Origin of the sequence: Streptomyces sp. NPDC001599, assembly GCF_042893535.1 — a bacterium.
GTDB lineage: Bacteria > Actinomycetota > Actinomycetes > Streptomycetales > Streptomycetaceae > Streptomyces.
On the sequence record NZ_JBIAVA010000001.1, the window covers coordinates 575,843 to 600,972 of the forward strand.

The 25,130-nt window shown below is 72.2% G+C and carries 23 protein-coding genes; 13 read left to right on the top strand and 10 right to left on the bottom strand.

Features of this window, described 5'->3' with window-relative positions:
- Positions 1-11 precede the first annotated feature (11 nt).
- Positions 12-794, bottom strand: coding sequence for an adenosylcobinamide-GDP ribazoletransferase (locus tag ACFYZ3_RS02605; protein WP_388513523.1), 783 nt, complete (start codon positions 792-794; stop codon positions 12-14).
- A 60-nt stretch (positions 795-854) separates the two neighbouring features.
- Between ACFYZ3_RS02605 and ACFYZ3_RS02610 the strand changes: the two genes are divergently transcribed.
- Positions 855-1,595, top strand: a complete 741-nt coding sequence (locus tag ACFYZ3_RS02610; protein WP_388513525.1) for a hypothetical protein — start codon at positions 855-857, stop codon at positions 1,593-1,595.
- 559 nt (positions 1,596-2,154) lie between these two features.
- Here the strand turns inward: ACFYZ3_RS02610 and cobT are convergent.
- A complete protein-coding gene (gene cobT, locus ACFYZ3_RS02615) occupies positions 2,155-3,228 on the bottom strand; it encodes a nicotinate-nucleotide--dimethylbenzimidazole phosphoribosyltransferase (RefSeq protein WP_388513526.1) in 1,074 nt (357 codons plus the stop codon).
- Between the two features lie 112 nt (positions 3,229-3,340).
- Between cobT and ACFYZ3_RS02620 the strand changes: the two genes are divergently transcribed.
- Positions 3,341-4,102, top strand: coding sequence for a class I SAM-dependent methyltransferase (locus ACFYZ3_RS02620; RefSeq protein WP_388513527.1), 762 nt, complete (start codon positions 3,341-3,343; stop codon positions 4,100-4,102).
- On the opposite strand, the gene ACFYZ3_RS02625 is transcribed toward ACFYZ3_RS02620, so the two are convergent.
- On the bottom strand, positions 4,091-5,290 hold the full coding sequence (locus tag ACFYZ3_RS02625) for a bifunctional adenosylcobinamide kinase/adenosylcobinamide-phosphate guanylyltransferase (protein ID WP_388513529.1): 1,200 nt from the start codon (positions 5,288-5,290) through the stop codon (positions 4,091-4,093). The genes ACFYZ3_RS02620 and ACFYZ3_RS02625 overlap by 12 nt on opposite strands.
- A gap of 208 nt (positions 5,291-5,498) precedes the next feature.
- Here ACFYZ3_RS02625 and ACFYZ3_RS02630 point away from each other — a divergent pair, with 208 nt between their 5' ends.
- Positions 5,499-5,747 (top strand): hypothetical protein, encoded by a 249-nt coding sequence (locus ACFYZ3_RS02630; RefSeq protein ID WP_115746341.1) that lies wholly within the window; start codon positions 5,499-5,501, stop codon positions 5,745-5,747.
- Positions 5,748-5,777: 30 nt separating this feature from the next.
- Here ACFYZ3_RS02630 and ACFYZ3_RS02635 read toward each other — a convergent pair whose 3' ends face one another.
- From ACFYZ3_RS02635 to ACFYZ3_RS02645, 3 genes are all read right to left on the bottom strand, one after another.
- Positions 5,778-6,866: a S1C family serine protease gene (locus ACFYZ3_RS02635; protein ID WP_388513530.1), complete on the bottom strand. Its 1,089-nt coding sequence runs from the start codon at positions 6,864-6,866 to the stop codon at positions 5,778-5,780.
- A 99-nt stretch (positions 6,867-6,965) separates the two neighbouring features.
- On the bottom strand, positions 6,966-7,667 hold the full coding sequence (locus ACFYZ3_RS02640) for a class I SAM-dependent methyltransferase (RefSeq protein WP_388513531.1): 702 nt from the start codon (positions 7,665-7,667) through the stop codon (positions 6,966-6,968).
- A gap of 83 nt (positions 7,668-7,750) precedes the next feature.
- Complete coding sequence (locus tag ACFYZ3_RS02645) at positions 7,751-8,389, bottom strand: DUF3043 domain-containing protein (protein WP_388513976.1); 639 nt, start codon at positions 8,387-8,389, stop codon at positions 7,751-7,753.
- A 283-nt stretch (positions 8,390-8,672) separates the two neighbouring features.
- Between ACFYZ3_RS02645 and ACFYZ3_RS02650 the strand changes: the two genes are divergently transcribed.
- The 5 genes from ACFYZ3_RS02650 to ACFYZ3_RS02670 all read left to right on the top strand — a co-directional run bounded on the left by ACFYZ3_RS02650 (position 8,673) and on the right by ACFYZ3_RS02670 (position 15,173).
- The gene (locus ACFYZ3_RS02650; RefSeq protein ID WP_388513532.1) at positions 8,673-9,470 is read left to right on the top strand and encodes a PspA/IM30 family protein; all 798 of its coding nucleotides are present in this window, start codon (positions 8,673-8,675) and stop codon (positions 9,468-9,470) included.
- 21 nt (positions 9,471-9,491) lie between these two features.
- Positions 9,492-9,776, top strand: coding sequence for a hypothetical protein (locus tag ACFYZ3_RS02655; protein ID WP_003976649.1), 285 nt, complete (start codon positions 9,492-9,494; stop codon positions 9,774-9,776).
- 182 nt (positions 9,777-9,958) lie between these two features.
- Positions 9,959-11,188, top strand: coding sequence for a sensor histidine kinase (locus ACFYZ3_RS02660; protein WP_388513533.1), 1,230 nt, complete (start codon positions 9,959-9,961; stop codon positions 11,186-11,188).
- A complete protein-coding gene (locus ACFYZ3_RS02665; protein ID WP_388513534.1) occupies positions 11,185-11,868 on the top strand; it encodes a response regulator in 684 nt (227 codons plus the stop codon). The genes ACFYZ3_RS02660 and ACFYZ3_RS02665 overlap by 4 nt, the downstream gene beginning before the upstream one ends.
- Before the next feature lie 179 nt (positions 11,869-12,047).
- A complete protein-coding gene (locus tag ACFYZ3_RS02670; protein WP_388513535.1) occupies positions 12,048-15,173 on the top strand; it encodes an efflux RND transporter permease subunit in 3,126 nt (1,041 codons plus the stop codon).
- 79 nt (positions 15,174-15,252) lie between these two features.
- Here ACFYZ3_RS02670 and nadA read toward each other — a convergent pair whose 3' ends face one another.
- On the bottom strand, positions 15,253-16,437 hold the full coding sequence (gene nadA / locus ACFYZ3_RS02675; protein ID WP_388513536.1) for a quinolinate synthase NadA: 1,185 nt from the start codon (positions 16,435-16,437) through the stop codon (positions 15,253-15,255).
- A 275-nt stretch (positions 16,438-16,712) separates the two neighbouring features.
- Between nadA and ACFYZ3_RS02680 the strand changes: the two genes are divergently transcribed.
- On the top strand, positions 16,713-17,069 hold the full coding sequence (locus tag ACFYZ3_RS02680) for an iron-sulfur cluster assembly accessory protein (RefSeq protein ID WP_031030770.1): 357 nt from the start codon (positions 16,713-16,715) through the stop codon (positions 17,067-17,069).
- A gap of 112 nt (positions 17,070-17,181) precedes the next feature.
- On the opposite strand, the gene ACFYZ3_RS02685 is transcribed toward ACFYZ3_RS02680, so the two are convergent.
- Positions 17,182-18,723 carry a hypothetical protein gene (locus tag ACFYZ3_RS02685; protein ID WP_388513537.1) on the bottom strand — a complete coding sequence of 514 codons (1,542 nt, stop codon included), beginning with the start codon at positions 18,721-18,723 and terminating at the stop codon, positions 17,182-17,184.
- Between the two features lie 113 nt (positions 18,724-18,836).
- A complete protein-coding gene (locus tag ACFYZ3_RS02690) occupies positions 18,837-19,046 on the bottom strand; it encodes a hypothetical protein (RefSeq protein ID WP_388513538.1) in 210 nt (69 codons plus the stop codon).
- A gap of 132 nt (positions 19,047-19,178) precedes the next feature.
- On the opposite strand from ACFYZ3_RS02690, the gene ACFYZ3_RS02695 reads away from it, so the two are divergent.
- Positions 19,179-20,153 carry a carbohydrate kinase family protein gene (locus ACFYZ3_RS02695; RefSeq protein WP_388513540.1) on the top strand — a complete coding sequence of 325 codons (975 nt, stop codon included), beginning with the start codon at positions 19,179-19,181 and terminating at the stop codon, positions 20,151-20,153.
- 122 nt (positions 20,154-20,275) lie between these two features.
- Here ACFYZ3_RS02695 and ACFYZ3_RS02700 read toward each other — a convergent pair whose 3' ends face one another.
- A complete protein-coding gene (locus ACFYZ3_RS02700; RefSeq protein WP_388513542.1) occupies positions 20,276-21,658 on the bottom strand; it encodes a cysteine desulfurase/sulfurtransferase TusA family protein in 1,383 nt (460 codons plus the stop codon).
- A 329-nt stretch (positions 21,659-21,987) separates the two neighbouring features.
- Here ACFYZ3_RS02700 and coxB point away from each other — a divergent pair, with 329 nt between their 5' ends.
- Genes coxB through ACFYZ3_RS02715 form a run of 3 tightly spaced genes read left to right on the top strand, consistent with a single transcriptional unit; the run spans position 21,988 to position 25,075 of the window.
- Positions 21,988-22,947, top strand: a complete 960-nt coding sequence (coxB, locus tag ACFYZ3_RS02705) for a cytochrome c oxidase subunit II (RefSeq protein ID WP_011028168.1) — start codon at positions 21,988-21,990, stop codon at positions 22,945-22,947.
- A complete protein-coding gene (ctaD, locus tag ACFYZ3_RS02710) occupies positions 22,944-24,680 on the top strand; it encodes a cytochrome c oxidase subunit I (RefSeq protein WP_003976660.1) in 1,737 nt (578 codons plus the stop codon). The genes coxB and ctaD overlap by 4 nt, the downstream gene beginning before the upstream one ends.
- The gene (locus ACFYZ3_RS02715) at positions 24,677-25,075 is read left to right on the top strand and encodes a cytochrome c oxidase subunit 4 (RefSeq protein ID WP_109031778.1); all 399 of its coding nucleotides are present in this window, start codon (positions 24,677-24,679) and stop codon (positions 25,073-25,075) included. The genes ctaD and ACFYZ3_RS02715 overlap by 4 nt, the downstream gene beginning before the upstream one ends.
- Positions 25,076-25,130 lie beyond the last annotated feature (55 nt).

Consider the following 25,130-nt stretch of genomic DNA (forward strand, 5'->3'; position numbering starts at 1 on the left):
GAGCCCGCGGCTCAACCGAGGACGAGGACCAGGAGGGCGGTGGTGGCCGCCGTCTCCGCGACGCCGCCGAAGACGTCGCCCGTGACGCCGCCGAAGCGGCGGACGCAGTGGCGCAGCAGGAGTTCGGCGGCGGCGACCGCGCACCCGACGGCGAGCGCCGTGCGCAGCGCGTCGTACGGGCCCAGGTACGCGCCCGCCGCCGCGCCGGCCAGCGCGACGACCGCCGTCGCGGCCAGCGCCCCGCCGGCCGGGACCACCCCGGCGACCGCCGCGCCCAGGCCCTCCGGGCGGGCGGCGGGCACTCCGGTCCGGGCCGCCGTCGTGAGGGCCAGCCGGGCGACGGTCGCCGACACCACGGCGGCGAGCGCGCCCCGCGCCCACGAGCCGTCGTAGGCCTGCGCGAGGGCGGCCACCTGGGCGAGGAGCGTGAACAGCAGGGTGAGCACGCCGAACGGTCCGATGTCCGACTGCTTCATGATCCGCAGGGCGTCCTCGGCGGGCTTGCCGCTGCCCAGTCCGTCGGCGGTGTCGGCCAGTCCGTCCAGGTGCAGTCCACGCGTGAGTACGGCGGGGACGGCGGCCGTGGCGACGGCGGCGAGCAGGCTCCCGGCGCCCAGGGCGAGCAGCAGGAGCCCGGCGCCCGCGGCGGCGACGCCGACGGTCAGCCCGGCCAGCGGCGCGCACAGCATGCCGCCGCGCGCGGCGTCCCGGTCCCAGCGGGTCACCTTGACCGGGAGCACGGTGAGGGTGCCGAAGGCGAAACGGAGGCCGTCGGGGGAGGGGGTCCTGAGCACCGGCGCAGACTACCCGGCGGTCGGCGGGGTGTGGGCGGGCGCTGGGGATAAAGTGCGCATATGGGAGATTGGTGGCAGCGCAACATCATGGAACCGGGCAAGCTGCCGCTGCTCCTCGCGCTGGCGGCGTTCGTGCTGACGTTCGCGATCACCCGGGTCATCACCCGTCTGATCCGCGCGGGCAAGGGGCCCTTCGGGAACGTCAAGGCGGGCGGGGTGCACATCCACCACGTCGTTCCGGGGGTCGCGCTCACCGTCGTCGGCGGCTTCGGCGCGGTCGCGGGGGGCCGGCACGGGGTCTGGTCGGCTCTTGCGGCGGTGGTCTTCGGCATCGGGGCGGGGCTGGTCCTGGACGAGTTCGCGCTGATCCTGCACCTCGACGACGTGTACTGGAGCGAGGCCGGGCGCAAGAGCGTGGAGGTCGTGGTGGTCACCGCGGCCCTGGTCGGGCTGGTCCTCGCGGGCTTCACGCCCTTCGGCGTCGACGGCATGTCCCAGGACGAGTTGCAGGACCGCACGAACGTCATCGCGACGGTCGCGGGGAACTTCCTGTTCTCCCTCCTCGCCCTGGCCAAGGGCAAGGCGCGGCTGGCGATCTTCGGGGTCATCGTGCCGTTGGTCGCCCTGATCGGCGCGGTTCGTCTGGCCCGGCCCGGCTCTCCTTGGGCCCGCCGGTTCTACGCCCGTCGGCCGCGGGCCCGCGCACGGGCCCGGGTGCGCGCCGACCGCCACGACCGCCGCTGGTCGGGGCCGCGCCGCGTCGTCCAGGACTGGATCGGCGGCCGCCCGGACCCACGGTGATGGGGTGGGTGCCTGCGGCGGCCTGCGCGGGTGCGCTACGTCCGGTGGGTGGGTCGGGGCCGCGCCGGGGGGTGTCCGTCCTCGGAACGGCGCGAAATCGGTCACTTACAGAGGCTCGGGGCGCGGACGCGCCAACCGCTGCGGGCGGACACCCCCCGACACGCCCCCTTCTCGCCGTACGCGGCTTTCCCCGCCAACGCTCCGCGTCCCGCCCCTCGCCGTACGCGGCTTTCCCCGCCGACGCTCCGCGTCCCGTTCGTCGCCGTACGCGGCTTTCCCCGCCGACGCTCCGCGTCCCGTTCGTCGCCGTACGCGGCTTTCCCCGACCCAGCCGCGCGTCCTGTCACGCCGCCGCCGCAGCTGCGGACAGTCGCCGCCCCCCGCCGCCGCTGCGGGCAGTCGTGCCGCTGGGGCGGCACGGGTGGGCGCAGCGGCACCCCGCTACGCCGGGCCGCGTCCCCCTCGCGCCCGCACCCACCCCGGGCACCGGGTGCGACGCCGGGCGCGCGACCGATACCCACCCCGGGGGACAGGACCACCCCGGTCCACCGAACCGCGTTCACTCGCCCCCGGTCGCGGCCCCGCCGTCGGAGATCTCCGGCAGCTCCGCTGCCAAGGACGCCGCCGCCTGGACCAGGGGCAGCGCCAGCAATCCACCCGCGCCCTCGCCCACCTTCACGCCCTGGGACAGCAGCGGCTCCATCGCCATCCGGTCCAGCGCCTTGGCCTGGCCCGGCTCCCCGCTGTCGTGCGCCGCCAGCCACCAGTCCGGCGCCCGGAAGGCGACCCGCTGCCCGACCAGCGCGCACGCGGCCGTCACGACACCGTCCAGGACCACCGGCACCTTCCGCACCGCGCTCTGCAGCAGGAAGCCCGTCATGGCGGTGAGGTCAGCGCCGCCCACCGTGGCGAGGAGTTGCAGCTGGTCGCCGAGGACCGGACGCGCACGGCGCAGCGCGTCGCGGATCGCCGCGCACTTGCGCATCCAGGCCAGGTCGTCGATCGGCAGCCCGCCCCGGCCGGTGACGACCGACGCGTCCGTCCCGCACAGCGCGGCCACCAGCGTCCCCGCCGCCGTCGTACCGCCCACGCTCACGTCGCCCAGCACCACCAGGTCGGTGCCCGAGTCCGCCTCCTCGTCGGCCACCGCCATCCCGGCGCGGAAGGCGGCCTCCGCCTCCTCGAGGGTCAGCGCGTCCTCGATGTCGATACGTCCCCCGGCCCGCCGCACCCGGTGCCCGGCGACCTCGGCCGGCAGCTTCTCCGGGTCGCAGTCCAGGGCCATGTCGACGACGCGCACGGGTACGTCCAGGCGCCTGGCGAGCACCGACACCGGCCGGCCGCCCTCCAGCACCTCGCGCACCAGGTCACCGGCACCGCCGGCGGGCCGCGCCGACACGCCCAGCTCGGCGACCTTGTGGTCGCCGGCGAAGAGCACCACCCGGGGACGTACGACGGGCCGTACCGGTACGGCGGACTGGGCCGCCGACAGCCACTCGCCCAGGTCGTCGAGGCGGCCCAGCGATCCGGGCGGGACGGCCTGACGCTCCCGGCGCGCCTCCGCGTCGCGACGTACCCCGCCGTCGGGGCGCTCGATCAGGTCGGTGAAGTCGTCGAGATTCAGCGAGCTCATTCGCCGAACAGTACCGGCCCCGGTCGAACACGAAGGAGGGCCCGTGGACGGCAGGTCCGGGCGGCGTCGTTGCGCCCCGGATCGCGCTCACCTACGTAACGTTTCGCCTGGAATGTCCAACGTGCCCGTGTACGTCTCGTGTCGGGAGCCGCTCGTGTCCGCAACCTCCGCCCCCTCGGTGCCTCCCGTCCCCCCGTACGGGCCGTACCGCGAGGACTGCCCCTGGTGCGGCTCGCGGCGACTGCGGGCCCGGCTGCGCGGTGACGGGCCGCGGCAGGGGGCACCCCACCGGTCTCCGGTCGAGCGGTGTGCGGACTGCCGGCACGTCTTCCGGAATCCGCCGCTCACCCCCGGCCCCGAGCACCCCCTGGTCCGGGCCGGTGTCCGGCTCGGACACCGGCTGGCCGCCCGTGCGCTGTTCCGCCACTGTCCCGAGCCCGAGAGCTGGCTGGACATCGGCACCGGGGACGCCGACTTCCCCCGGACCGCCCGTACGTACTTCCCGTACACCGCGTTCGACGGCCTGGACGTCACCCACCGGGTGCTGCGGGCCCGCGCCGTGGAGCGGCTGGAGGAGGCGTTCGTCGGGCGGCCGACGGATCCGCACATCGCGGCCCGGCTGCGGGGACGCTACGACGTCGTGAGCCTCTTCCAGTATCTGGAGCGTGTTGCGGACCCCCGGGCGGAGTTGCGGGCCGCGCTGCGGATGCTGCGGCCCGGCGGGCATCTGCTCGTCGACGTGGCCGACCCGCGTCGGCTGCTGCGCGTCCACCCCGTCGGGCTGGGCGCCGAACTCGTGGCCCAGGGCTGCACGGTCCTCACGGGCGCCCGGGGGCACCGCGTCGTCGCGCGCAAGGACGGCTCAGCCCCGTAGCACCAGCGCCTGGCCCGCCACCACCAGCAGCACCTGCTCGCACTCGGCCGCGAACGCCGCGTTCAGGCGGCCGAGTTCGTCGCGGTAGCGGCGGCCGGACGCCGTGGCCGGGACGATGCCCGAACCGACCTCGTTCGACACCGCCACCAGCGTGCGGCGGGTGGTGCGGACCGCCTCCGCCAGCTCCCGCACCCGGTCCCTCAGCGCCCGTTCGCCGCCGTCGGCCCACTCCTCGTCGTCCCACGCGCCGACCGCGTCCATCGCGTCCGTCAGCCACAGGGACAGGCAGTCGACGAGGAGGGGCGGGCCCTCGTCCTTCAGGAGGGGGACCAGGTCGCAGGTCTCGGCGGTGCGCCATGAACCGGGGCGGCGTTCCCGGTGCGCGCCGACCCGGGCCGCCCATTCGGTGTCGCCGGCCCGGGAGCCGCCGGTGGCCACGTAGAGGACGTCGGGGAAGGACTCCAGCCGGCGTTCCGCCTCCACCGACTTGCCCGACCGGGCACCGCCCAGGACGAGCGTGCGCCGCGGGACGTCGGGCACGTCCTCGTACGAACCCACCGCCAGCGTCGTGCCGTCCGGCACCGCCCGTGCGCCCGCCGCCGCGAGCCGCCGCGCCAGCTCCCGGCCCGGCGGCACGTCGTGGTCCAGGTGGACGGCGACGACGTCCGTCGTCGGGCCCGCCGCTCCCACCGCCCGCAGCCGCGCCAGCGCGTCCGGCCGCCCCACGACGTCCGCGAGGACCAGGTCGTACGGCTCCGCGGGCTCCTCCAGGCCCGCCGGGGCGCCGCCCGGCGGCACGTAGAGGAGCCGTCGGCCGTCGGGTCCCGTCACGGCGTAACCCGTGCCCGGCGCGTCCAGCGCCACCGCCCGCACCCGGTGACCGGTCAGCAGCGCCAGTTCCCGCCCGTCCGGCACCCGGCCCGGCTGCGGCAGCCCGGCCGGCACCTCCACGGCGGGGCCGTCGTGCGGGTGGGAGAGCAGCACCTGCCGTACGCCGGCCAGGGAGTGCCCGGCCCTCGCGGCGGCGAACGCGGCGCCGGGCGTCAGGTCGAGCAGCAGCGCCCCGTCCACCAGCAGCGCGGTCGCCGCACGCGCGTCCTCGCCCTGCGCCGCGGCACAGGCCGCGCAGGGACAGTCGGGGCGGGGGAGTCCCGCGGGGGCACCGGTGCCGAGCAGAGTCACGTCCACGCACCGATTTTCGCCGGTCGCCCGGTGACATGCGCGCCCGAGTCCCCCGAGGGGCGGGTGCCGCGGCCGTTCTCGCCGCCGGGGTCCCCCTACGGGGCCTTCTCCCCGGGCCTTCTACGGTGTGCCCGGTTCAGCGCATAGGCTGCGGGCGGAGGACGGATCAAGATCCGGCTTCCGCTCTGCATGTGCTCACATCTTGGAGGCGTACATGGCGGCATGGACGTGGCGGTTCGAGGCGGCCGACGGGACGGAGGTCCAGCCCGCGGTGCAGCCCGAGGAGTTCACCACGCAAGGGGACGCCGAGTCCTGGATCGGGGAGCAGTGGAAGGACCTCCGGGCGGGCGGCACCGACCAGGTGCGGCTCTTCGAGGACTCCACCGAGATCTACGGCCCGATGAGCCTGCACGCCGAGGAGGCGGAGGCCGATGCCGAGGCCGAGGCGGGGACCGAGGCCTGAGGCCCGGGGGCGGGGGCGGCTCCGCCCCCGTCACTGCTCGCCGAGCGTCACCTCGGCGGTGTGCTCCTTGCCGTCCCGGGTGTACGTCACCTTCGTCCGGTCGCCCGGCCGCATCGACGCCAGCGCCTCGGACAGCGAGGTGATGGTGGTGATGTCCGTGTCCCCGAGCTTGACGACGACGTCCCCGGGGCGCAGGCCGGCGTCGTCGGCGGCCCCGCCGTCGCTCACCTCGACGACGGCCACCCCGGCCGGGCGGTAGCTGTCGTCGACGACCGTACGGGCGGTGATGCCCAGCGCGGCCCGGCCCGAGTCGGTGACCTTGCCGTCCTTGATGATCTGCCCGGCCACCGTCGACACCATCGACGCCGGGATCGCGAACCCGATGCCGGGCGCCGCGCTGTCGCCGAGGCCCGGGTCGGTCGCCGCCAGCGTCGGGATGCCGATCACCCGCCCGTCCAGGTTCACCAGGGCGCCCCCGCTGTTGCCCGGGTTGATGGCCGCCGACGTCTGCACCATGTTGGCGATGGTCGCGCCCGTGCCGCCCCCGCTGCTGCCCTCCGTCACGGTCCGCCCGGTCCCCGACACGATGCCCTGCGTCACGCTGGAGGACAGGCCGAGCGGCGAGCCCATCGCCAGCACGATCTGCCCCACCTCGACCTTCGCGGAGTCCGCGAAGCGGGCCGCCTTCACGCCCTCGGGCACCTTGTCGAGCTTGATGACCGCCAAGTCCTGCTCCGGGTAGGAGGAGACCAGCTTCGCGGTCAGGGCGCCCTCGGCGCGGGCCGTCGTCACCCGGAAGGACTTGCCGTCCCCGACGACGTGCGCGTTGGTGACGACGTGCCCCTTGTCGTCGTACACGACCCCCGACCCCAGGGAGTCGCCCGCCTGGATCTGTACGACCGACGGCAGTACGTCCTTGATCACCCGCTCGTAGTCGGCCTCCAGCTCACTGGCCGCGCGCGGTGCCGCGGCCTGCGCCGTGTCGCCCTCCCGTGCGCTCCCCGAACCCCGGTCCGCCCCCGGACCGGCGTCGGAACAGCCGGTCGCGAGCAGCAGGGCGCAGGCCGGTACGGCCACCGGAGCGAGCAGACGGCGCAGACGGGTGCGGGGAGTGTCCATGGCCCGAGTCTCACCGCGCCCCCGGCGCCCGGCTCCCGGTGCACACCCGAACGGGCGCCGCGGCCGGGCGGGTGGTGGTACCCGGCGGGTGGGGGACGGCTAGCCGCGCACCCCGCACAGGTGCAGCAGCGCCGCGACCGAGCGGTACGGGTCCGTCCGGCCGGCCCGCTCCTCGGCGGCCAGCAGGGCCTCGAGGTCGGCGGGGGGCGCGGCCCCGTCGGGCGCCGTGTCCGTGAAGACCCGTACGCCGTACCAGGTGTGCAGCGGTGCGCCGATGCCCGCGAGCTTCGCCGTCAGCGTCGCCAGCCGGTCCGCGCGGACGTCGAGGCCCAGGCGGTTGCGGTAGTTCGTGGTGTCGAAGGCGGCCAGCGCGCCCGCCCAGTCGCCGTGCAGGCCGGGGCGCAGCGCGAGCGCGTCGCCGTTGCGCACCACGAGCGACAGCAGGCCGCCGGGTGCGAGCATCCGGGCCAGCCCCGCCAGCAGCGGGTCGGGCTCCTCGACGTACATGAGCACGCCGTGGCACAGCACCACGTCGAAGCTGCCCGGCAGGAAGTGCACGCCGGTGTCCCGGCCGTCGCCCTCGACGATCCGCATCCGCTCCCGGATGCCCTCGGGCTGGCCGGCCAGGGCGTCACGCGCGGCGGCGATCATCGTCGCGTCCCGCTCCACGCCGGTCACCTGGTGCCCGGCCCGTGCCAGCCGCAGCGCCTGGGTGCCCCGGCCCATTCCGACGTCGAGCACGCGCAGCCGCCGGCCCACGGCGAAACGCCCGGCTATCTGCTCGTCCAGCTGCCGGGCCACCAGCTCCTGCCGTACGACGCCCCGAAGCCCGGACAGCCCCGCTGTCCAGGCCTCGGCCGCGCCCTCGGTGAACGGCGTCGTGCTCAGGGCCGCTCCCCACGCTTGACCTGGGGCTTGGGCAGCCGCAGCCGGCGCATCTGAAGCGAGCGCATCAGCGCGTACGCGACCGCGCCGCGGCGGCGCTCGTCCGGGAAGCGCTCCGCGAGCCGCTTCTTCAGCCGGAAGCCGGTGACGATCGAGTCCAGCACGATCAGCACGATCACGACCAGCCACAGCAGCAGCGCGACGTTCTGCAGGGAGGCCACCCGGATCATGCTCAGCACGAGGATGATCACGGCCATCGGCAGGAAGTACTCCGCGATGTTGAACCGCGAGTCGACGAAGTCGCGCGCGAACCTGCGGACCGGGCCCTTGTCGCGGGCCGGCAGGTACCGCTCGTCGCCCTTGGCCAGCGCCTCGCGCTGCCGGGCCATCGCGGTCCGCCGCTCCTCGCGCTGCCGCTTGGCGGCGTCCTTGCGGGTCATCGGCGTATTGGCGACGCTGCGGCGCTGGGACTGGGCCACGCTGCGCTTGGGCGTGGGCCTGCCCTTCGGGGCCTGCGGGTCACGGGGCTGATTGGAGTCGGTCACCTGCGCACTGACGGCGCTCTGGGCCTTCTCATCCTTGGCACGGCTACGGAACACAAAACCCAAGGGTACGGGGTGCGGGGGTGTGGGCCCCAGTCCGGTGGGGAACGATCCGGCAACGCCGGTCGTCTGTATGGGGACAGAGCGGATGTACGGAGCGGATGCCGTGTACAGCCCCGGACACCGGGATTTTCCGGACAACCCGGGGAGCACCTACTCCCTGCGCCGGACGGGGAACGTACGCAGTCGTCCTTGGGGATGAGCGCATCCGTCCCCGAACAGTGCGGTAATGGATGCAGGGCCCGTACTGTGGGTTCTGTTGCAGTCGCTGGAGCTGGAGTCGGTCAGAAGGGGGCGCGCGAAGCCCATGAGCGGTGTCATGAAGCGTATGGGGATGATCTTCCGCGCGAAGGCCAACAAGGCCCTTGACCGGGCCGAGGACCCGCGCGAAACCCTCGATTACTCGTACCAGAAACAGCTGGAGCTGCTGCAGAAGGTGCGCCGCGGCGTCGCCGACGTGGCGACCAGCCGCAAGCGGCTGGAGCTGCAGCTCAACCAGCTCCAGTCCCAGTCGGGCAAGCTGGAGGACCAGGGCCGCAAGGCGCTGGCGCTGGGCCGCGAGGACCTGGCCCGCGAGGCGCTCTCCCGGCGCGCCGCGCTCCAGCAGCAGGTCACCGATCTGGAGACGCAGCACGCCACCCTCCAGGGCGAGGAGGAGAAGCTCACCCTTGCGGCCCAGCGCCTCCAGGCCAAGGTGGACGCCTTCCGCACGAAGAAGGAGACCATCAAGGCCACCTACACGGCGGCCCAGGCGCAGACCCGCATCGGCGAGGCGTTCTCCGGCATCTCCGAGGAGATGGGCGACGTCGGCCTGGCCATCCAGCGGGCCGAGGACAAGACCGCCCAGCTCCAGGCCCGGGCCGGTGCCATCGACGAGCTGCTCGCCTCCGGCGCCCTCGACGACCAGTCCGGCATGCACAAGGACGACATCCAGGCCGAGCTGGACCGGCTCTCCGGTGGTACGGATGTAGAGCTGGAACTGCAGCGGATGAAGGCCGAGCTGGCCGGGGGCTCCACCTCCGACCGCCAGGCCATCGAGGGCGGCCAGGGAGAGGGCCAGACCTCGTCGCAGCCCCAGCAGCAGCCGCAGGACACCCCGCGCTTCGACAAGCAGTAGCCCACGGCTAGGAGGGCCGACATGATCGTACGGATCATGGGGGAGGGACAGCTGACGCTGGCCGACGGCCGGCTCGGTGAGCTGAACAAGCTGGACGACGAACTCCTGGCCGAGATGGAGAACGGCGACGGCCCCGGCTTCCGCGCGACCCTCCAGGCCCTCCTGGCCAAGGTCCGCGAACTGGGCGAGCCCCTCCCGGACGACACCCTGGAGCCGTCCGACCTCATCCTCCCGTCCCCGGACGCCACCCTGGAGGAGGTCCAGGAGCTGCTGAGCGACGACGGCCTCATTCCGGGCGGTGCGTGAGGGACACGGGTGGCTCGTTCGTCGCCTGGTGACGCAGGTCGGCAAGCACAGCCCGTCCGGCGTTCGAGGACGAGGCCGTCCAGGCCGAAGCAGGGGGTCTGGAGGGCGCAGCCCCCCAGTCAACGCCCACTGCACGCGGGCCCACTCATAAGACACCCCGACTCCAGTTACCGTGAAAAGCCGTGAGCACCCTCGCGAGAGCCCGCTGCGTCTTCGGCGCCCACCCCTCCACCATGGACACCGCCCTCGCGGTGGTCGTCCTGGTCTGCATGGTCGCCGGCTCCTTCGTGGACCCGCACGGACCGGAGGGCGTCAGCTGGGGGCTGCGCACCCCCGACGCGCTCAGCCTCGCCCTCATGACCGCCGGCGCCGCCGCGCTCGCCTTCCGGCGCCGCCAGCCGATGGCGGTCCTCGTCGTCACGGGCTGCGTCTCCGTCGTCGAGAGCGTCACCGGCGACCCGCGGGCCCCGGTGGTCATGTCGGCCGTCATCGCCCTCTACACCGTCGCCGCCTCCACCGACCGGCACACCACCTGGCGGGTCGGCCTGCTCACCATGACCGTGCTCACCGGCGCCGCCATGCTGGCCGGCCCTCTGCCCTGGTACGCGCAGGAGAACCTCGCCGTCTTCGCCTGGACCGGCATCGGCGCCACCGCCGGGGACGCCGTCCGCAGCCGCCGCGCCTTCGTACAGGCCATCCGGGACCGGGCGGAGAAGGCCGAGCGCACCCGGGAGGAGGAGGCGCGCCGCCGCGTGGCCGAGGAACGGCTGCGCATCGCCCGCGACCTGCACGACGTGGTCGCCCACCACATCGCCCTGGTCAACGTGCAGGCCGGGGTCGCCTCGCACGTCATGGACAAGCGGCCGGACCAGGCCAAGGAGGCGCTCGCCCACGTACGGGAGGCCAGCCGCTCCGCGCTGGACGAGCTGCGGGCCACCGTCGGCCTGCTCCGCCAGTCCGGCGACCCCGAGGCACCGACCGAGCCCGCCCCGGGCCTCGCCCGCCTCGACGAACTCGTCGGCACCTTCCACCACGCCGGACTGCGGGTCGAGGTGGCCCGCACCGACCAGGGCATTGAGCTGCCCGCCGCCGTCGACCTGGCCGCCTACCGCATCATCCAGGAGGCGCTGACCAATGTGCAGAAGCACGCGGGACGGCAGGCGAAGGCCGAGGTCAGCGTCGTACGGGTCGGGCCGGACATCGAGGTGACCGTCCTCGACGACGGCACCGCCGAGGGCGAGGCCCCGGACGGCACCGCCGAGGGCGGCGGACACGGGCTGCTCGGCATGCGCGAGCGCGTCACCGCCGTGCGCGGCACCCTCACCACCGGTCCCCGCTACGGAGGCGGTTTCCGCGTGCATGCGATCCTTCCGGTCAAGAACCGCACCGACGCCACCAAGGACCCCGTATGACGATCCGTGTCCTGCTCGCCGACGACCAGGCGCTGCTGCGCAGCGCCTTCCGGGTGCTGGTCGACTCCGAGCCCGACATGGAGGTGGTGGGGGAGGCGTCCGACGGCGCGGAGGCGGCCCGGCTGGCCGCCGAGCAGCGGGCCGACGTGGTGCTGATGGACATCCGGATGCCCGGCACGGACGGTCTCGCCGCCACCCGCATGATCAGCGCCGACCCGTCCCTCGCCCACGTCCGCGTGGTCATACTGACCACCTTCGAGGTCGACGACTACGTGGTGCAGTCGCTGCGGGCCGGCGCCTCCGGCTTCCTCGGCAAGGGCTCGGAGCCCGAGGAACTGCTCAGCGCGATCCGGGTCGCGGCCGGGGGCGAGGCGTTGCTGTCGCCGACCGCCACCAAGGGGCTGATCGCCCGCTTCCTCGCCCAGCACGACACGTCCGACGAGGAGCGCGACCCGGCCCGCGCCGAACGGCTGGAGTCGCTGACCGTGCGGGAGCGCGAGGTACTGGTCCAGGTCGCCGGCGGGCACTCCAACGACGAGATCGCCGAGCGGCTGGAGGTCAGTCCGCTCACCGTGAAGACCCACGTCAACCGGGCCATGGCCAAGCTGGGCGCCCGCGACCGCGCCCAGCTGGTCGTCATCGCGTACGAATCCGGGCTGGTCCGTCCAAGGGTGGAGTGACCTCTACCCGCGTGTACTGCGGAGGGAGTAGGCGCGGGATAAGGAAATGGACCTGGGGCCTAGGGATACAGGGCCACGCATGGCCCAGGGTGTTGGGGTGGGCGCTCACCTGTGTGCCCGCGACCGGCGCTGCCATGTGCCCCGTCCCCCGCTCGGCCACAGAAGAGAGACCCTCACCCATGTCCTGGCTGTCGAGATTCAGCCTCGCGCAACGGGCCCTGATAGGCCTGATGTCGATCGTCGCGCTCGTCTTCGGCGCGATCGCCATCCCCCAGCTCAAGCAGCAGCTGCTGCCCACCATCGAACTGCCCATGGTGTCCGTGCTGGCTCCGTACCAGGGCGCCTCGCCGGACGTGGTCGAGAAGCAGGTCGTCGAGCCGATCGAGGACAGCCTCGAAGCGGTCGACGGGATCTCGGGCGTCACCTCCACGGCCAGTGAGGGCAACGCCGTCATCATGGCGTCCTTCGACTACGGCCCGGACAACCAGCAGCTCGTCGCCGACGTCCAGCAGGCCGTGAACCGGGCCCGCGCCCAGCTCCCGGACGACGTGGACCCGCAGGTCATCTCCGGCTCGACGGACGACATCCCGACCGTCGTCCTCGCCGTGACCTCGGACAAGGACCAGCAGGCGCTGGCCGACCAGCTCGACAAGACGGTCGTCTCCGAGCTGAAGGACATCGACGGCGTCGCCCAGGTCGTGGTCGACGGCGTCCGCGACGTCCAGGTCACCGTCACGCCGGACCCGGCGAAGCTGGCCGCGGCCAAGGTGAGCCCGCAGGTGCTCGCCCAGTCCCTCCAGGCGGGCGGCGCGACCGTGCCGGCCGGTTCCTTCGACGAGGCGGGCGCCAACCGCACCGTCCAGGTCGGCGGCGGCTTCACCTCGGTCCAGCAGATCCAGGACCTCATGGTCACCGGTGAGGGCGTCGACGAGCCGGTCCGCCTCGGCGACGTCGCCACCGTCAAGGAGGAGGAGGCCAAGGCCGACTCCCTGACCCGCACCAACGGCAAGCCGTCCCTCGCGGTCGCCGTGACGATGGACCACGACGGCAGCGCGGTCTCCATCTCGAACGCCGTCGAGGACAAGCTTCCCGACCTGCGCGAGCAGCTCGGTTCCGGCGCGACCCTCACCGTGGTCAGCGACCAGGGACCGGCGGTTTCCAAGGCCATCTCGGGCCTGACCACGGAGGGCGGGCTCGGTCTGCTCTTCGCCGTCCTGGTCATCCTGGTCTTCCTGGCGTCGATCCGCTCCACCCTGGTCACCGCGGTCTCCATCCCGCTGTCGGTGGTGCTGGCGCTGATCGTCCTGTGGACGCGCGACCTGTCGCTCAACATGCTGACGCTGGGCGCGCTGACCATCGCCATCGGCCGCGTCGTCGACGACTCGATCGTGGTGCTGGAGAACATCAAGCGGCACCTCGGCTACGGCGAGGAGCGCAAGGACGCCATCCTGAACGCCGTCCGCGAGGTCGCCGGGGCGGTCACCTCGTCCACGCTCACCACGGTCGCCGTGTTCCTGCCGATCGGTCTGGTCGGCGGCATGGTCGGTGAGTTGTTCGGCTCGTTCAGCCTTACCGTCACCGCGGCGCTGCTCGCGTCCCTGCTGGTGTCGCTGACGGTCGTCCCGGTGCTGTCGTACTGGTTCCTGCGGCCTCCGAAGGGCACCCCCGAGGACGCGGCCGAGGCCCGCAGGCTGGCCGAGGAGAAGGAGGCCAAGAGCCGCCTCCAGCGCTTCTACGTCCCCGTGCTGCGCTTCGCCACCCGCCGCCGGCTGACCAGCGTGGCCATCGCGATCGTCGTCCTGGTCGGCACCTTCGGCATGGCGCCGCTGCTGAAGACCAACTTCTTCGACCAGGGCGAGCAGAAGGTCCTCAGCGTCAAGCAGGAGCTGAAGCCCGGCACCAGCCTCGGTGCGACCGACGAGCAGGCCAAGAAGGTCGAGAAGCTCCTCGGCGACACCGAGGGCGTCAAGGACTACCAGGTCACCATCGGTTCATCCGGCTTCATGGCCGCCTTCGGCGGCGGCACGGACACCAACCAGGCCTCGTACCAGCTGATGCTGGAGGACTCGGCGAACGCCGAGGACGTCCAGGACCACATCGAGGACGGGCTGGCCAAGCTCGGCGACGGCATCGGCACCACCACGATCGCCGCCGGTGACGGCTTCGGCAGCCAGGACCTGAGCGTCGTCGTCAAGGCGGCCGACGGGAAGGTGCTCCGCGAGGCCGCCGAGCAGGTCCGCAAGACGGTCGCCGGCCTCGACGACGTCACCGACGTCACCAGCGACCTGGCGCAGAGCGTCCCGCGCATCTCGGTCAAGGCCAACGCGAAGGCCGCCGACGCCGGGTTCACCGACCAGACGCTCGGCGCGGTCGTGGCCCAGGCGGTGCGCGGCACCCCGGCGGCCAAGGCGACCCTGGACGACACCGAGCGCGACGTCGTCATCAAGTCGGCGCAGCCCGCCCGGACGATGGCCGAGCTGAAGGCGCTGAACCTGGGCGCGGCCAGGCTCGGCGACATCGCCACCGTGCAGCTCGTGGACGGTCCGGTCTCGATGACCCGCATCGACGGGCAGCGCGCGGCGACCATCACCGCCAAGCCGACCGGCGACAACACCGGCGCGGTCGGCGCGGACCTCCAGTCGAAGATCGACGGCCTGGACCTGCCGGCCGGCGCCACCGCCGAGATCGGCGGCGTCACCGCGGACCAGGACGAGGCCTTCGTCAACCTGGGCCTGGCCATGCTCGCGGCGATCGCCATCGTGTTCATGCTGCTGGTGGGCACCTTCCGGTCGCTGGCCCAGCCGCTGATCCTGCTGGTGTCCATCCCGTTCGCGGCGACCGGAGCGATCGGCCTGCTGATCGCCACGGGCACCCCGATGGGCGTCCCGGCGATGATCGGCATGCTGATGCTGATCGGCATCGTGGTCACCAACGCGATCGTGCTGATCGACCTGATCAACCAGTACCGCAAGCAGGGCTACGGCGTGGTCGAGGCCGTCGTCGAGGGCGGCCGCCACCGTCTCCGCCCGATCCTCATGACGGCCCTGGCGACGATCTTCGCCCTCCTCCCGATGGCGCTGGGCGTCACCGGCGAGGGCGGCTTCATCGCCCAGCCGCTCGCGGTGGTGGTGATCGGCGGCCTGATCACGTCGACCCTGCTGACCCTCCTCCTGGTCCCGACCCTCTACGCGATGCTGGAGCTCCGCAAGGAGCGCCGCGCGAAGAAGCGGGCCGCGAAGAAGGGCGGCGGCGACGTGCCGCCGCAGCCGGCGGCGTCGGACGAGCCGGAGCCGGCGCAGGTCTGACGGCGGCGGCAGCACGCAAGGAGGGTGTCCCCACCGCTCGGTGGGGACACCCTCAGTGCTCTCGCGCGGCAAGAACCGCCTACGGCAGCGCCAGCATGCGCTCCAGGGCCAGCTTGGCGAAGGCCTCCGTCTCCTGGTCCACCTCGATGCGGTTGACCAGGGTGCCCTCGGCCAGGGACTCCAGCGTCCAGACCAGGTGGGGGAGGTCGATGCGGTTCATGGTCGAGCAGAAGCAGACCGTCTTGTCGAGGAAGACGATCTCCTTGTCCTCGGCGGCGAAACGGTTCGCCAGGCGACGGACCAGGTTCAGCTCGGTCCCGATGGCCCACTTGGAACCGGCCGGGGCCGCCTCCAGGGCCTTGATGATGTACTCGGTCGAGCCGACGTAGTCCGCCGCGGCGACGACCTCGTGCTTGCACTCGGGGTGCACCAGGACGTTCACGCCCGGTATGCGCTCGCGCACGTCGTTGACCGAGTCGAGGCTGAAGCGGCCGTGCACCGAGCAGTGGCCCCGCCACAGGATCATCTTCGCGTTGCGCAGTTCCTCCGCAGTCAGCCCGCCGTTCGGCCGGTGCGGGTTGTAGACGACGCAGTCCTCCAGGGACATGCCCAGGTCCCGCACCGCCGTGTTGCGGCCCAGGTGCTGGTCGGGCAGGAAGAGGACCTTCTCGCCCTGCTCGAACGCCCAGTTCAGGGCGCGCTCGGCGTTGGAGGAGGTGCAGATGGTGCCGCCGTGCTTGCCGGTGAACGCCTTGATGTCCGCCGACGAGTTCATGTACGACACGGGCACGACCTGCTCGGCGATCCCGGCCTCGGTCAGCACGTCCCAACACTCGGCGACCTGCTCGGCGGTGGCCATGTCGGCCATGGAGCACCCGGCCGCCAGGTCGGGCAGGACCACCTTCTGGTCCTGCGAGGTCAGGATGTCGGCCGACTCCGCCATGAAGTGCACACCGCAGAAGACGATGTACTCGGCCTCCGGGCGCGCCGCCGCGTCCCGGGCCAGCTTGAAGGAGTCGCCCGTGACGTCGGCGAACTGGATGACCTCGTCGCGCTGGTAGTGGTGACCGAGCACGAAGACCTTGTCACCGAGCTTCTCCTTGGCCGCACGGGCGCGTGCGACCAGGTCCGGGTCGGAGGGCGAGGGCAGGTCACCGGGACACTCCACACCGCGCTCGCTCCTCGGGTCGGCCTCGCGGCCGAGCAGCAGCAGGGCGAGGGGCGTCGGCTGTACGTCGAGCTCCTGGGTTTGGGCGGTGGTCACGACACGCACCCTTTCTACTTTCGTCGACCCTTTTCGTCGAACTGACGCTATATATCATAACCGGTTCACGTCACTTTGACGATGCCCATAGTGTCGGTGTGACATGAATCCCGGTGCCCGAGCGGCCTTCCACAGCCGCTGACCGTCTGCGCGGGCATGTGCGAGCATGAAGGGAACGCCGAGGACAAAGACTCGGTCCCGCCCGGAATGAATCCGCGGCTCCGTCGGTTGAAACCGTCGGCAAGCAGTCTCCGTACAACCCGGGAGAGATGTAGATGTCCGTATCGGACGAGACCACCACCGTCACCGACGGCATCATCCTGACCGACGCCGCCGCGTCGAAGGTCAAGGCGCTGCTCGACCAGGAAGGCCGCGACGACCTCGCGCTGCGCGTCGCCGTCCAGCCCGGCGGCTGCTCCGGCCTGCGTTACCAGCTCTTCTTCGACGAGCGCTCGCTCGACGGCGACGTGGTCAAGGACTTCGGCGGCGTGAAGGTCACCACCGACCGCATGAGCGCCCCGTACCTGGGCGGTGCCACCGTCGACTTCGTGGACAGCATCGAGAAGCAGGGCTTCACGATCGACAACCCGAACGCGACCGGCTCCTGCGCCTGCGGCGACTCCTTCAGCTGACAGCCGGCAGGCAGGGTCGCGCCGCGTCCCGGTGCGCGAGAAGGGGGGGGGGGGGGGGGGGGGGGCCCCCCCCCCCCCCCCCCCCCCCTTCTGCCATCCCTCGGGTGCGGCGTCACCCGGCCCCGGACGGCGCCGGCAGCCGCGCGCCCGGCTTGTGCACCGGGACGTCCTTGCCGTCCGAGCCCACGACCGGCCGGTCGCCGAGCGGCTCGTCCAGCGGCACCGTCCGCTCGTACTCCTTGGCGATCAGGATGCAGACCTGGTCCGGATGCGGGGTCTCGGTCACCGTGACGGTCACCTTCCCGCCGCTCTCCTTCGCCTTCGCGTCGTAGTCGGAGCACACCCCGCCCGTGAAGTGCACGGTCAGTTCGCCGTCGGCGGCCGTGTAGCCGCTCACGCGGACGTCCCGCGGCTCCCCGGGCCCGGCGGTCGGCTCGTCCGGGGCCGACGGGGAGGTGGGCGGCGTGGCGGGGCCCGCCGTGGTCAGGAACCTCGGCTCGACCGCCGGATACGTGACCGTCACCGCGTCCCGCGCCCCCGGCGCCCGCACCTCGAACAGCCAGGACGGCACCAGCGTCTGCTGCCCCCGTACCGGATGCGCGGCCAGCCCGAACACCGCGTCCTCGACCGTGGCGGTCTGCCGCTTCCCCGCCCCGGGCCGCTCCGGGGCACCGGTCGGCGGCCCGCAGGGCGTGTCCGCCCCGTCCTGATGCGGTACGGGACTCGCGCAGCCGCCGATGCCCCCGACACCACCGGCCCCCGCGCCGGAACCGGCACCCGGCGCGTTCAGCAGCGCCAGCGTCTCCTCCGCGTTCAGGACGGGGTACGTGTCCCCCTTGACCGGTGCCTTCACCCGGCCGCTGCCGCCGACCACCTCGCCCTGGGCCCCGACGACGATCCCCGTCGTCCAGCCGTACGAGGGCAGCCCGCCCACCTCGGGTTCCGCGTTCACGGCCCGCCGGGCGCCCATGACCTGGCTCGCGTCGAGCTTGGCGTCGTCCTGGCCCAGCGCCTTCAGTACCGGTGCCGCCGCCTTCTTCGCGGCCGCCTCGCCCACCGGGTTCCCGTCGGCGGAGGGCGCCTTGCAGACCGGCCCCTTCTTGCAGTTGTCGGTGCCGGGTGCGTAGCGGTGGAAGGTCCAGGTGCCCGGCGCCTGACGACTCACCGTGAGCAGCGGCCCGGAACCGTCCTTCGCGTTCCCGACCCTCCACGCCTCGCCCTGGGTGCGGGGCGCGCCCTCGACGCCTAGCGCCTCGGCCAGCCGGGCCACCTCGGCCTCGGTGACGTCGCCCTTCGCTTGGTAGACGGGCGCCGAGCCGGGGCCCTCGGGGAGCGGACCGGCGGCGCGGTAGGTGACGCCGTACGGGTCGGGCTCGCCCGGCGCGATGCCGTTCGAGCCGCCCTCCGGGGACGACGCCCCGTGGTCGTCCAGGGGGAGCGGCGGGGGAGTGCCGTCGCCCGACGCGCCGGACGCCGTACCGCCGTCCGGGTCACCGTCGGCGGCGGACGTGGCCACGTAGGCACCGCCGGCCCCGACGAGCAGCACCGCGGCGGCGACCGACGCGACCGCGACCGCCCGGGGGCGCCGCCGCGCGGGACGCCCGCCGCCGGCCTCGTCGGCGGTGTCGTCGTTGTCGGGTCGCTCGGTGTTCACCGCATCGCTCCTTCGGCTGTTACTGGGGACAGCGATGGGACGCGGTGGGGCCGGAACCGGTTCCCGGTGACGGCGCGGGTCGCCCGAACGGCCGTACGGCCGCCCGGCGGCGCTCAGTCGCCGTAGTCGGACATCGCGTCCAGCAACCGGGCCGAGGCCGGCGGCACCCGGACGCCGTGGATGAGGGCGAGGGGCACCGGCCGGGCGGAGGCGTCGGCGGGCGCCGACCAGCGCGGTGTCATCCGGGCGCAGTCACCGCGCAGCGACGCCAGGTCGCCGTCCAGGTCGGCCGGAGCGGGGTCGGCGGTCCTCAGGTTCGTCATAACAGAACCGTAGGCACGTCCCGTGCCGCGAAGAAAGTTGTACTACCGGGTAGTTTCGCCTGCTTCAGCCTGGCCGCGCCGCCGGGTAGCGTGAACCGTCAACCCGCCTCCCCTCAGGAGAGAGTCCACGCCGTGCGCATCGCAGTCACCGGCTCCATCGCCACCGACCACCTCATGACCTTCCCCGGCCGCTTCTCGGACCAGCTCGTCGCGGACCAGCTGCACACGGTCTCGCTCTCCTTCCTGGTCGACCAGCTGGACGTACGCCGGGGCGGCGTAGCCGCGAACATCGCCTTCGGCATGGGCCAGCTCGGCACCCGGCCGGTCCTGGTCGGCGCGGCCGGCTCGGACTTCGACGAGTACCGGGCCTGGCTCGACCGGCACGGCGTCGACACCGGCTCGGTCCGCATCTCCGAGACCCTGCACACCGCCCGCTTCGTCTGCACCACGGACGCCGACCACAACCAGATCGGCTCCTTCTACACGGGTGCGATGAGCGAGGCCCGCCTCATCGAGCTGAAGACCGTCGCCGACCGGGTGGGCGGCCTCGACCTGGTCTCCATCGGCGCCGACGACCCGGAGGCGATGCTCCGGCACACCGAGGAGTGCCGCGCGCGGTCCATCCCCTTCGCCGCCGACTTCTCCCAGCAGATCGCCCGGATGAACGGCGACGAGATCCGGATACTGCTGGACGGGGCGACCTACCTCTTCTCCAACGAGTACGAGAAGGGGCTCATCGAGACCAAGACCGGCTGGAGCGACGCCGAGATCCTCGACCGGGTCGGCCACCGCGTGACCACCCTGGGCGCGCGGGGCGTGCGCATCGAGCGGGCCGGCGGGGAGACCATCGAGGTCGGCGTCCCCGACGAGGAGCGCAAGGCCGACCCCACGGGCGTCGGCGACGCCTTCCGCGCGGGGTTCCTGTCGGGACTGGCGTGGGGTGTCTCGCTGGAGCGGGCGGCGCAGATCGGCTGCATGCTGGCGACGCTCGTCATCGAGACGGTCGGTACGCAGGAGTACCAGCTGCGGCGCGGGCACTTCATGGAGCGGTTCACGAAGGCGTACGGGGACGAGGCCGCGGGGGAGGTTCAGGCGCACCTGGGCTGAATGCGGGGTTGCGACTACGGGGGAGCCCCTTGCGGAGCGGTGCCGTGTGCGGGTGCGTCGTGGTGGTTCGCGCCCACGCGGCGGAGCCGCACATCGACAGGGCCCCGCGCCCCTTCTCGGCGTCAGCCGGTCCGGCGGACCAGGTAGGCCGTTCCCTTTTCCGCCGGTTCCTCGCCCACGTACTCCTGTCCCCGCATCTCGCACCACGCCGGGATGTCCAGGCGGGCCGCCTCGTCGTCGGAGAGGACGCGGACGATGCCGCCGACGGGGACGTCGCCGATGACCTTGGCGAGTTCGATCACCGGAATGGGGCAGCGCCGGCCCAGCGCGTCCACGACGAGGTCGGGGCCGGCCGCACGGACGGTGTCCGTCGCGGCCGGCGCCCCCAGCTTCTCGCGCACCGCGGCCACCGTGCCCGGGAGCACCTCCAGGAACCGCTCGACGTCCTCGGCCGGTGTCCCCGGCGGCAGCGACACCCGGACGTTGCCCTCGCTGAGCACCCCCATCGCCCGCAAGACGTGGCTCGGCGTCAGCGTGCTGCTGGTGCAGGACGATCCGGACGACACGGAGAAGCCGGCGCGGTCCAGCTCGTGCAGCAAGGTCTCCCCGTCGACATAGAGACACGAGAAGGTGACGACCCCGGGCAGCCGGCGCGAGGGATCGCCGACCACCTCCACGTCCGGCACCAGCTCCGGCACCCGGGACCGGATCCGCTCCGTCAGCTTCCGCAGCCGGGCCGCCTCCGCCGCCGCCTCGGCCCGCACCGCCCGCAGCGACGCCGCCGCGGCCACGATCGCCGGCAGGTTCTCGAAACCGGGCGCCCGCCCCGACTCCCGCTCGTCCCCGGGCCCTTGCGGCGCGAACCGGACCCCCTTGCGTACGGCGAGCAGCCCCACTCCCGCGGGCCCGCCCCACTTGTGGGCGCTGCCCGTGAGCAACGACCAGTCGCCCTCGACCCGGCCCCAGCCCAGCGACTGGGCCGCGTCCACCAGCAGCGGCACCCCGGCGGCCCGGCAGGCCTCCGCCACCCGGGACACCGGCTGCTCGGTGCCCACCTCGTGGTTGGCCGACTGGAGACAGGCCAGCGCGGTGTCCTCGCGCAGGGCCGCCGCGTACGCCTCGGGATCCACCGCGCCCGTGCGGTCCACGTCCACCTGCGTGACACTCCCGCCGTCGGCCTCGTGCGCCTCGGCCGCATGCAGTACGGAGGAGTGTTCGACGGCTGACACGATCAGGTGGCGTCCGACGCGCCGCCGCCCGGCCAGCGCCCCCGCCACCCCTGAATGCACCGCCCGCGTCCCCGAAGGAGTGAACACCAACTCGTCCGGCCGACACCCCACGCACTCGGCCGCCGCCTCCCGAGCGGCATCGAGCAGCAACCGCGCCCGCCGCCCTTCGCGGTACAGCCGAGCAGGATCGGCCCACCCCTCGTCAAGAGACGCCAACAGCGCCTGTCGCGCGACAGGATGAAGGGGAGCAGCGGAAGCAGCGTCGAAGTAGGCCACACAGCAACGCTAGAACGCCGGGGACTGAAGCGCCCCGTCAGGGGCGCGGGGCTGTGACATGTGCGGCTCCGCCGCGCGGGCGCGACAAGCCACGACGCATCGTCAGCCGCCCACGAAACCGCACCTCCCCGCCCCGTAGGCGCCCCCGTCCCACCCTTTCTGGGTGACCCCCGGCGCGTATGCCACCCTCCCCGCGACCCCCCGGAGGGCGTCGGCTAGGGTTTGGTCCGCATAAACATCAAACCCCTGCCCGACGCAGGGCGGCGACCGACCAGCGAGAAGGCAGGCCGCAGCCAACCGCGCGGGCGAGACTCTCGGGAAGGCGCTACGTGAGTCCCAACGGCTCCGACCGCTCGCCGCGGCGCCCGATGCGGCGGAAGCTGCTGCAGGCACTGACCGCGGGCCTGGTCCTGGCGACCGCCACCGGTTGCACATACGAGGACTTCCCCCGCCTCGGCATGCCCACCCCCACCACGGAAGAGGCTCCGCGGATCCTCTCCCTGTGGCAGGGCTCATGGGCCGCCGCGCTGGCCACCGGCGTGCTGGTGTGGGGCCTGATCCTGTGGAGTGTCTTCTTCCACCGGCGCAGCCGCACCAAGGTCGAGGTCCCTCCGCAGACCAGGTACAACCTGCCCATCGAGGCGCTGTACACCATGGTTCCGCTCGTCATCGTCTCGGTGCTGTTCTACTTCACCGCGCGTGACGAGTCCGATCTCATGAGCCTCAACAAGAAGCCCGACCTCACGGTCAACGTGGTCGGCTTCCAGTGGAGCTGGTGCTTCAACCACATCGAGGACGTCCCGGGCTCCACCGGCGACGCCAAGACCTCCAAGGAACTGGCCGGCATCCCGGACCGGTTCATCGAGGACTTCCCGGCCAACGCCGGCGGTGTCTACGACTGCGGTACCCCCGGCACGGAGAACCCGCAGACCGGCAACCCCGGCCCGACCCTCTGGCTCCCCAAGGGCAAGACGGTCCGCTTCGTCCTGACCTCGCGTGACGTCATCCACTCCTTCTGGGTGGTGCCGTTCCTCATGAAGCAGGACGTGATTCCGGGCCACACCAACGCCTTCGAGGTCACCCCCAACAAGGAGGGGACCTTCCTGGGCAAGTGCGCCGAGCTGTGCGGCGTGGACCACTCCCGGATGCTGTTCAACGTCAAGGTCGTCTCCCCGGAGCGCTACGAGCAGCACCTCCAGGACCTCGCGAAGAAGGGGCAGACCGGTTACGTTCCCGCGGGCATCGCTCAGACGAGCCACGAGAAGAACCGGGAGACGAACAACCTGTGAGCATCCTCAACGAACCCCAGGGTGCCTCGGCAGCGGAGGACTCGTACGAGAACGAGCTGCCGGTACGGCGCAAGCAGCCCGGCAACGTCGTGATCAAGTGGCTCACGACCACTGACCACAAGACGATCGGCACGATGTACCTGGTGACGTCGTTCGCGTTCTTCGTGATCGGCGGCGTGATGGCGCTCTTCATGCGCGCCGAGCTGGCTCGACCTGGTCTTCAGATCATGTCGAACGAGCAGTTCAACCAGGCGTTCACGATGCACGGCACGATCATGCTGCTGATGTTCGCGACGCCGCTGTTCGCGGGCTTCGCGAACTGGATCATGCCGCTGCAGATCGGCGCGCCGGACGTGGCGTTCCCCCGGCTGAACATGTTCGCCTACTGGCTGTACCTGTTCGGCTCGACCATCGCGGTGGGCGGGTTCCTGACCCCCCAGGGCGCGGCCGACTTCGGCTGGTTCGCCTACTCGCCGCTGTCCGACGCGGTGCACTCGCCCGGCATCGGCGGCGACCTGTGGATCATGGGTCTGGCCTTCTCCGGCTTCGGCACGATCCTCGGCTCGGTCAACTTCATCACCACGATCATCTGCATGCGCGCGCCCGGCATGACCATGTTCCGCATGCCGATCTTCACCTGGAACGTGCTGCTGACCGGTGTGCTGGTCCTGCTGGCCTTCCCGGTGCTGGCCGCGGCCCTGTTCGCGCTGGAGGCCGACCGCAAGTTCGGTGCCCACATCTTCGACTCGTCCAACGGCGGGGCCTTGCTGTGGCAACACCTGTTCTGGTTCTTCGGGCATCCAGAGGTCTACATCATCGCGCTGCCGTTCTTCGGCATCGTCAGTGAGATCATCCCGGTCTTCTCCCGCAAGCCGATCTTCGGCTACATGGGTCTGATCGGCGCGACGATCGCGATCGCGGGTCTGTCGGTGACGGTGTGGGCCCACCACATGTACGTCACGGGCGGCGTGCTGTTGCCGTTCTTCTCCTTCATGACCTTCCTGATCGCGGTCCCGACCGGTGTGAAGTTCTTCAACTGGATCGGCACCATGTGGAAGGGCTCGCTGTCCTTCGAGACACCGATGCTGTGGTCCACCGGCTTCCTGATCACCTTCCTCTTCGGTGGTCTGACCGGTGTCATCCTGGCCTCGCCGCCGCTGGACTTCCACGTCTCCGACTCGTACTTCGTGGTGGCGCACTTCCACTACGTGGTGTTCGGCACCGTGGTGTTCGCGATGTTCGCCGGCTTCCACTTCTGGTGGCCGAAGTTCACCGGCAAGATGCTGGACGAGCGCCTGGGCAAGATCACGTTCTGGACGCTGTTCGTCGGCTTCCACGGCACGTTCCTGGTCCAGCACTGGCTGGGCGCCGAGGGCATGCCGCGTCGCTACGCCGACTACCTGGCCGCGGACGGCTTCACCGCCCTGAACACGATCTCGACGATCAGCTCGTTCCTGCTCGGTATGTCGATACTGCCGTTCTTCTACAACATCTGGAAGACCGCCAAGTACGGCAAGAAGATCGAGGTGGACGACCCGTGGGGCTACGGCCGTTCGCTGGAGTGGGCGACCTCCTGCCCGCCGCCGCGGCACAACTTCCTCACGCTGCCGCGCATCCGCAGTGAATCCCCCGCCTTCGACCTGCACCACCCCGAGATCTCCGCGATCGACCAGCTGGAGAACGTCGGCCACGGTGAGAAGGCCCTCGCCGGCGGCAAGGAGGCCGGGAAGTGAAGATCCAGGGCAAGATGTTCATCTGGTTGAGCGTCTTCATCCTCGCCGTGGCGGTTGTCTACGGCTACTGGTCCAAGGAGCCGGCCGGTACCACGGCGCTGTTCCTGGCCTTCGGCCTGGCCATCATGATCGGCTTCTACCTCGCCTTCACGGCGCGGCGGGTCGACGCGGGGGCGCAGGACGACATGGAGGCGGACGTCGCGGACGACGCCGGCGAGGTCGGGTTCTTCAGCCCGCACAGCTGGCAGCCGCTGTCCCTCGCGGTCGGTGGCGCCCTCGCCTTCCTGGGCATCGCCGTCGGCTGGTGGGTCATGTACTTCTCGGCACCGATCCTCATGGTCGGCCTGTTCGGCTGGGTCTTCGAGTACTACCGCGGTGAGAACCGCACCCAGTAGCACGCGGACCCAGTAGCACGCGTCGAGCGCGAAGGGGCCCGGACACTCCGCCAGG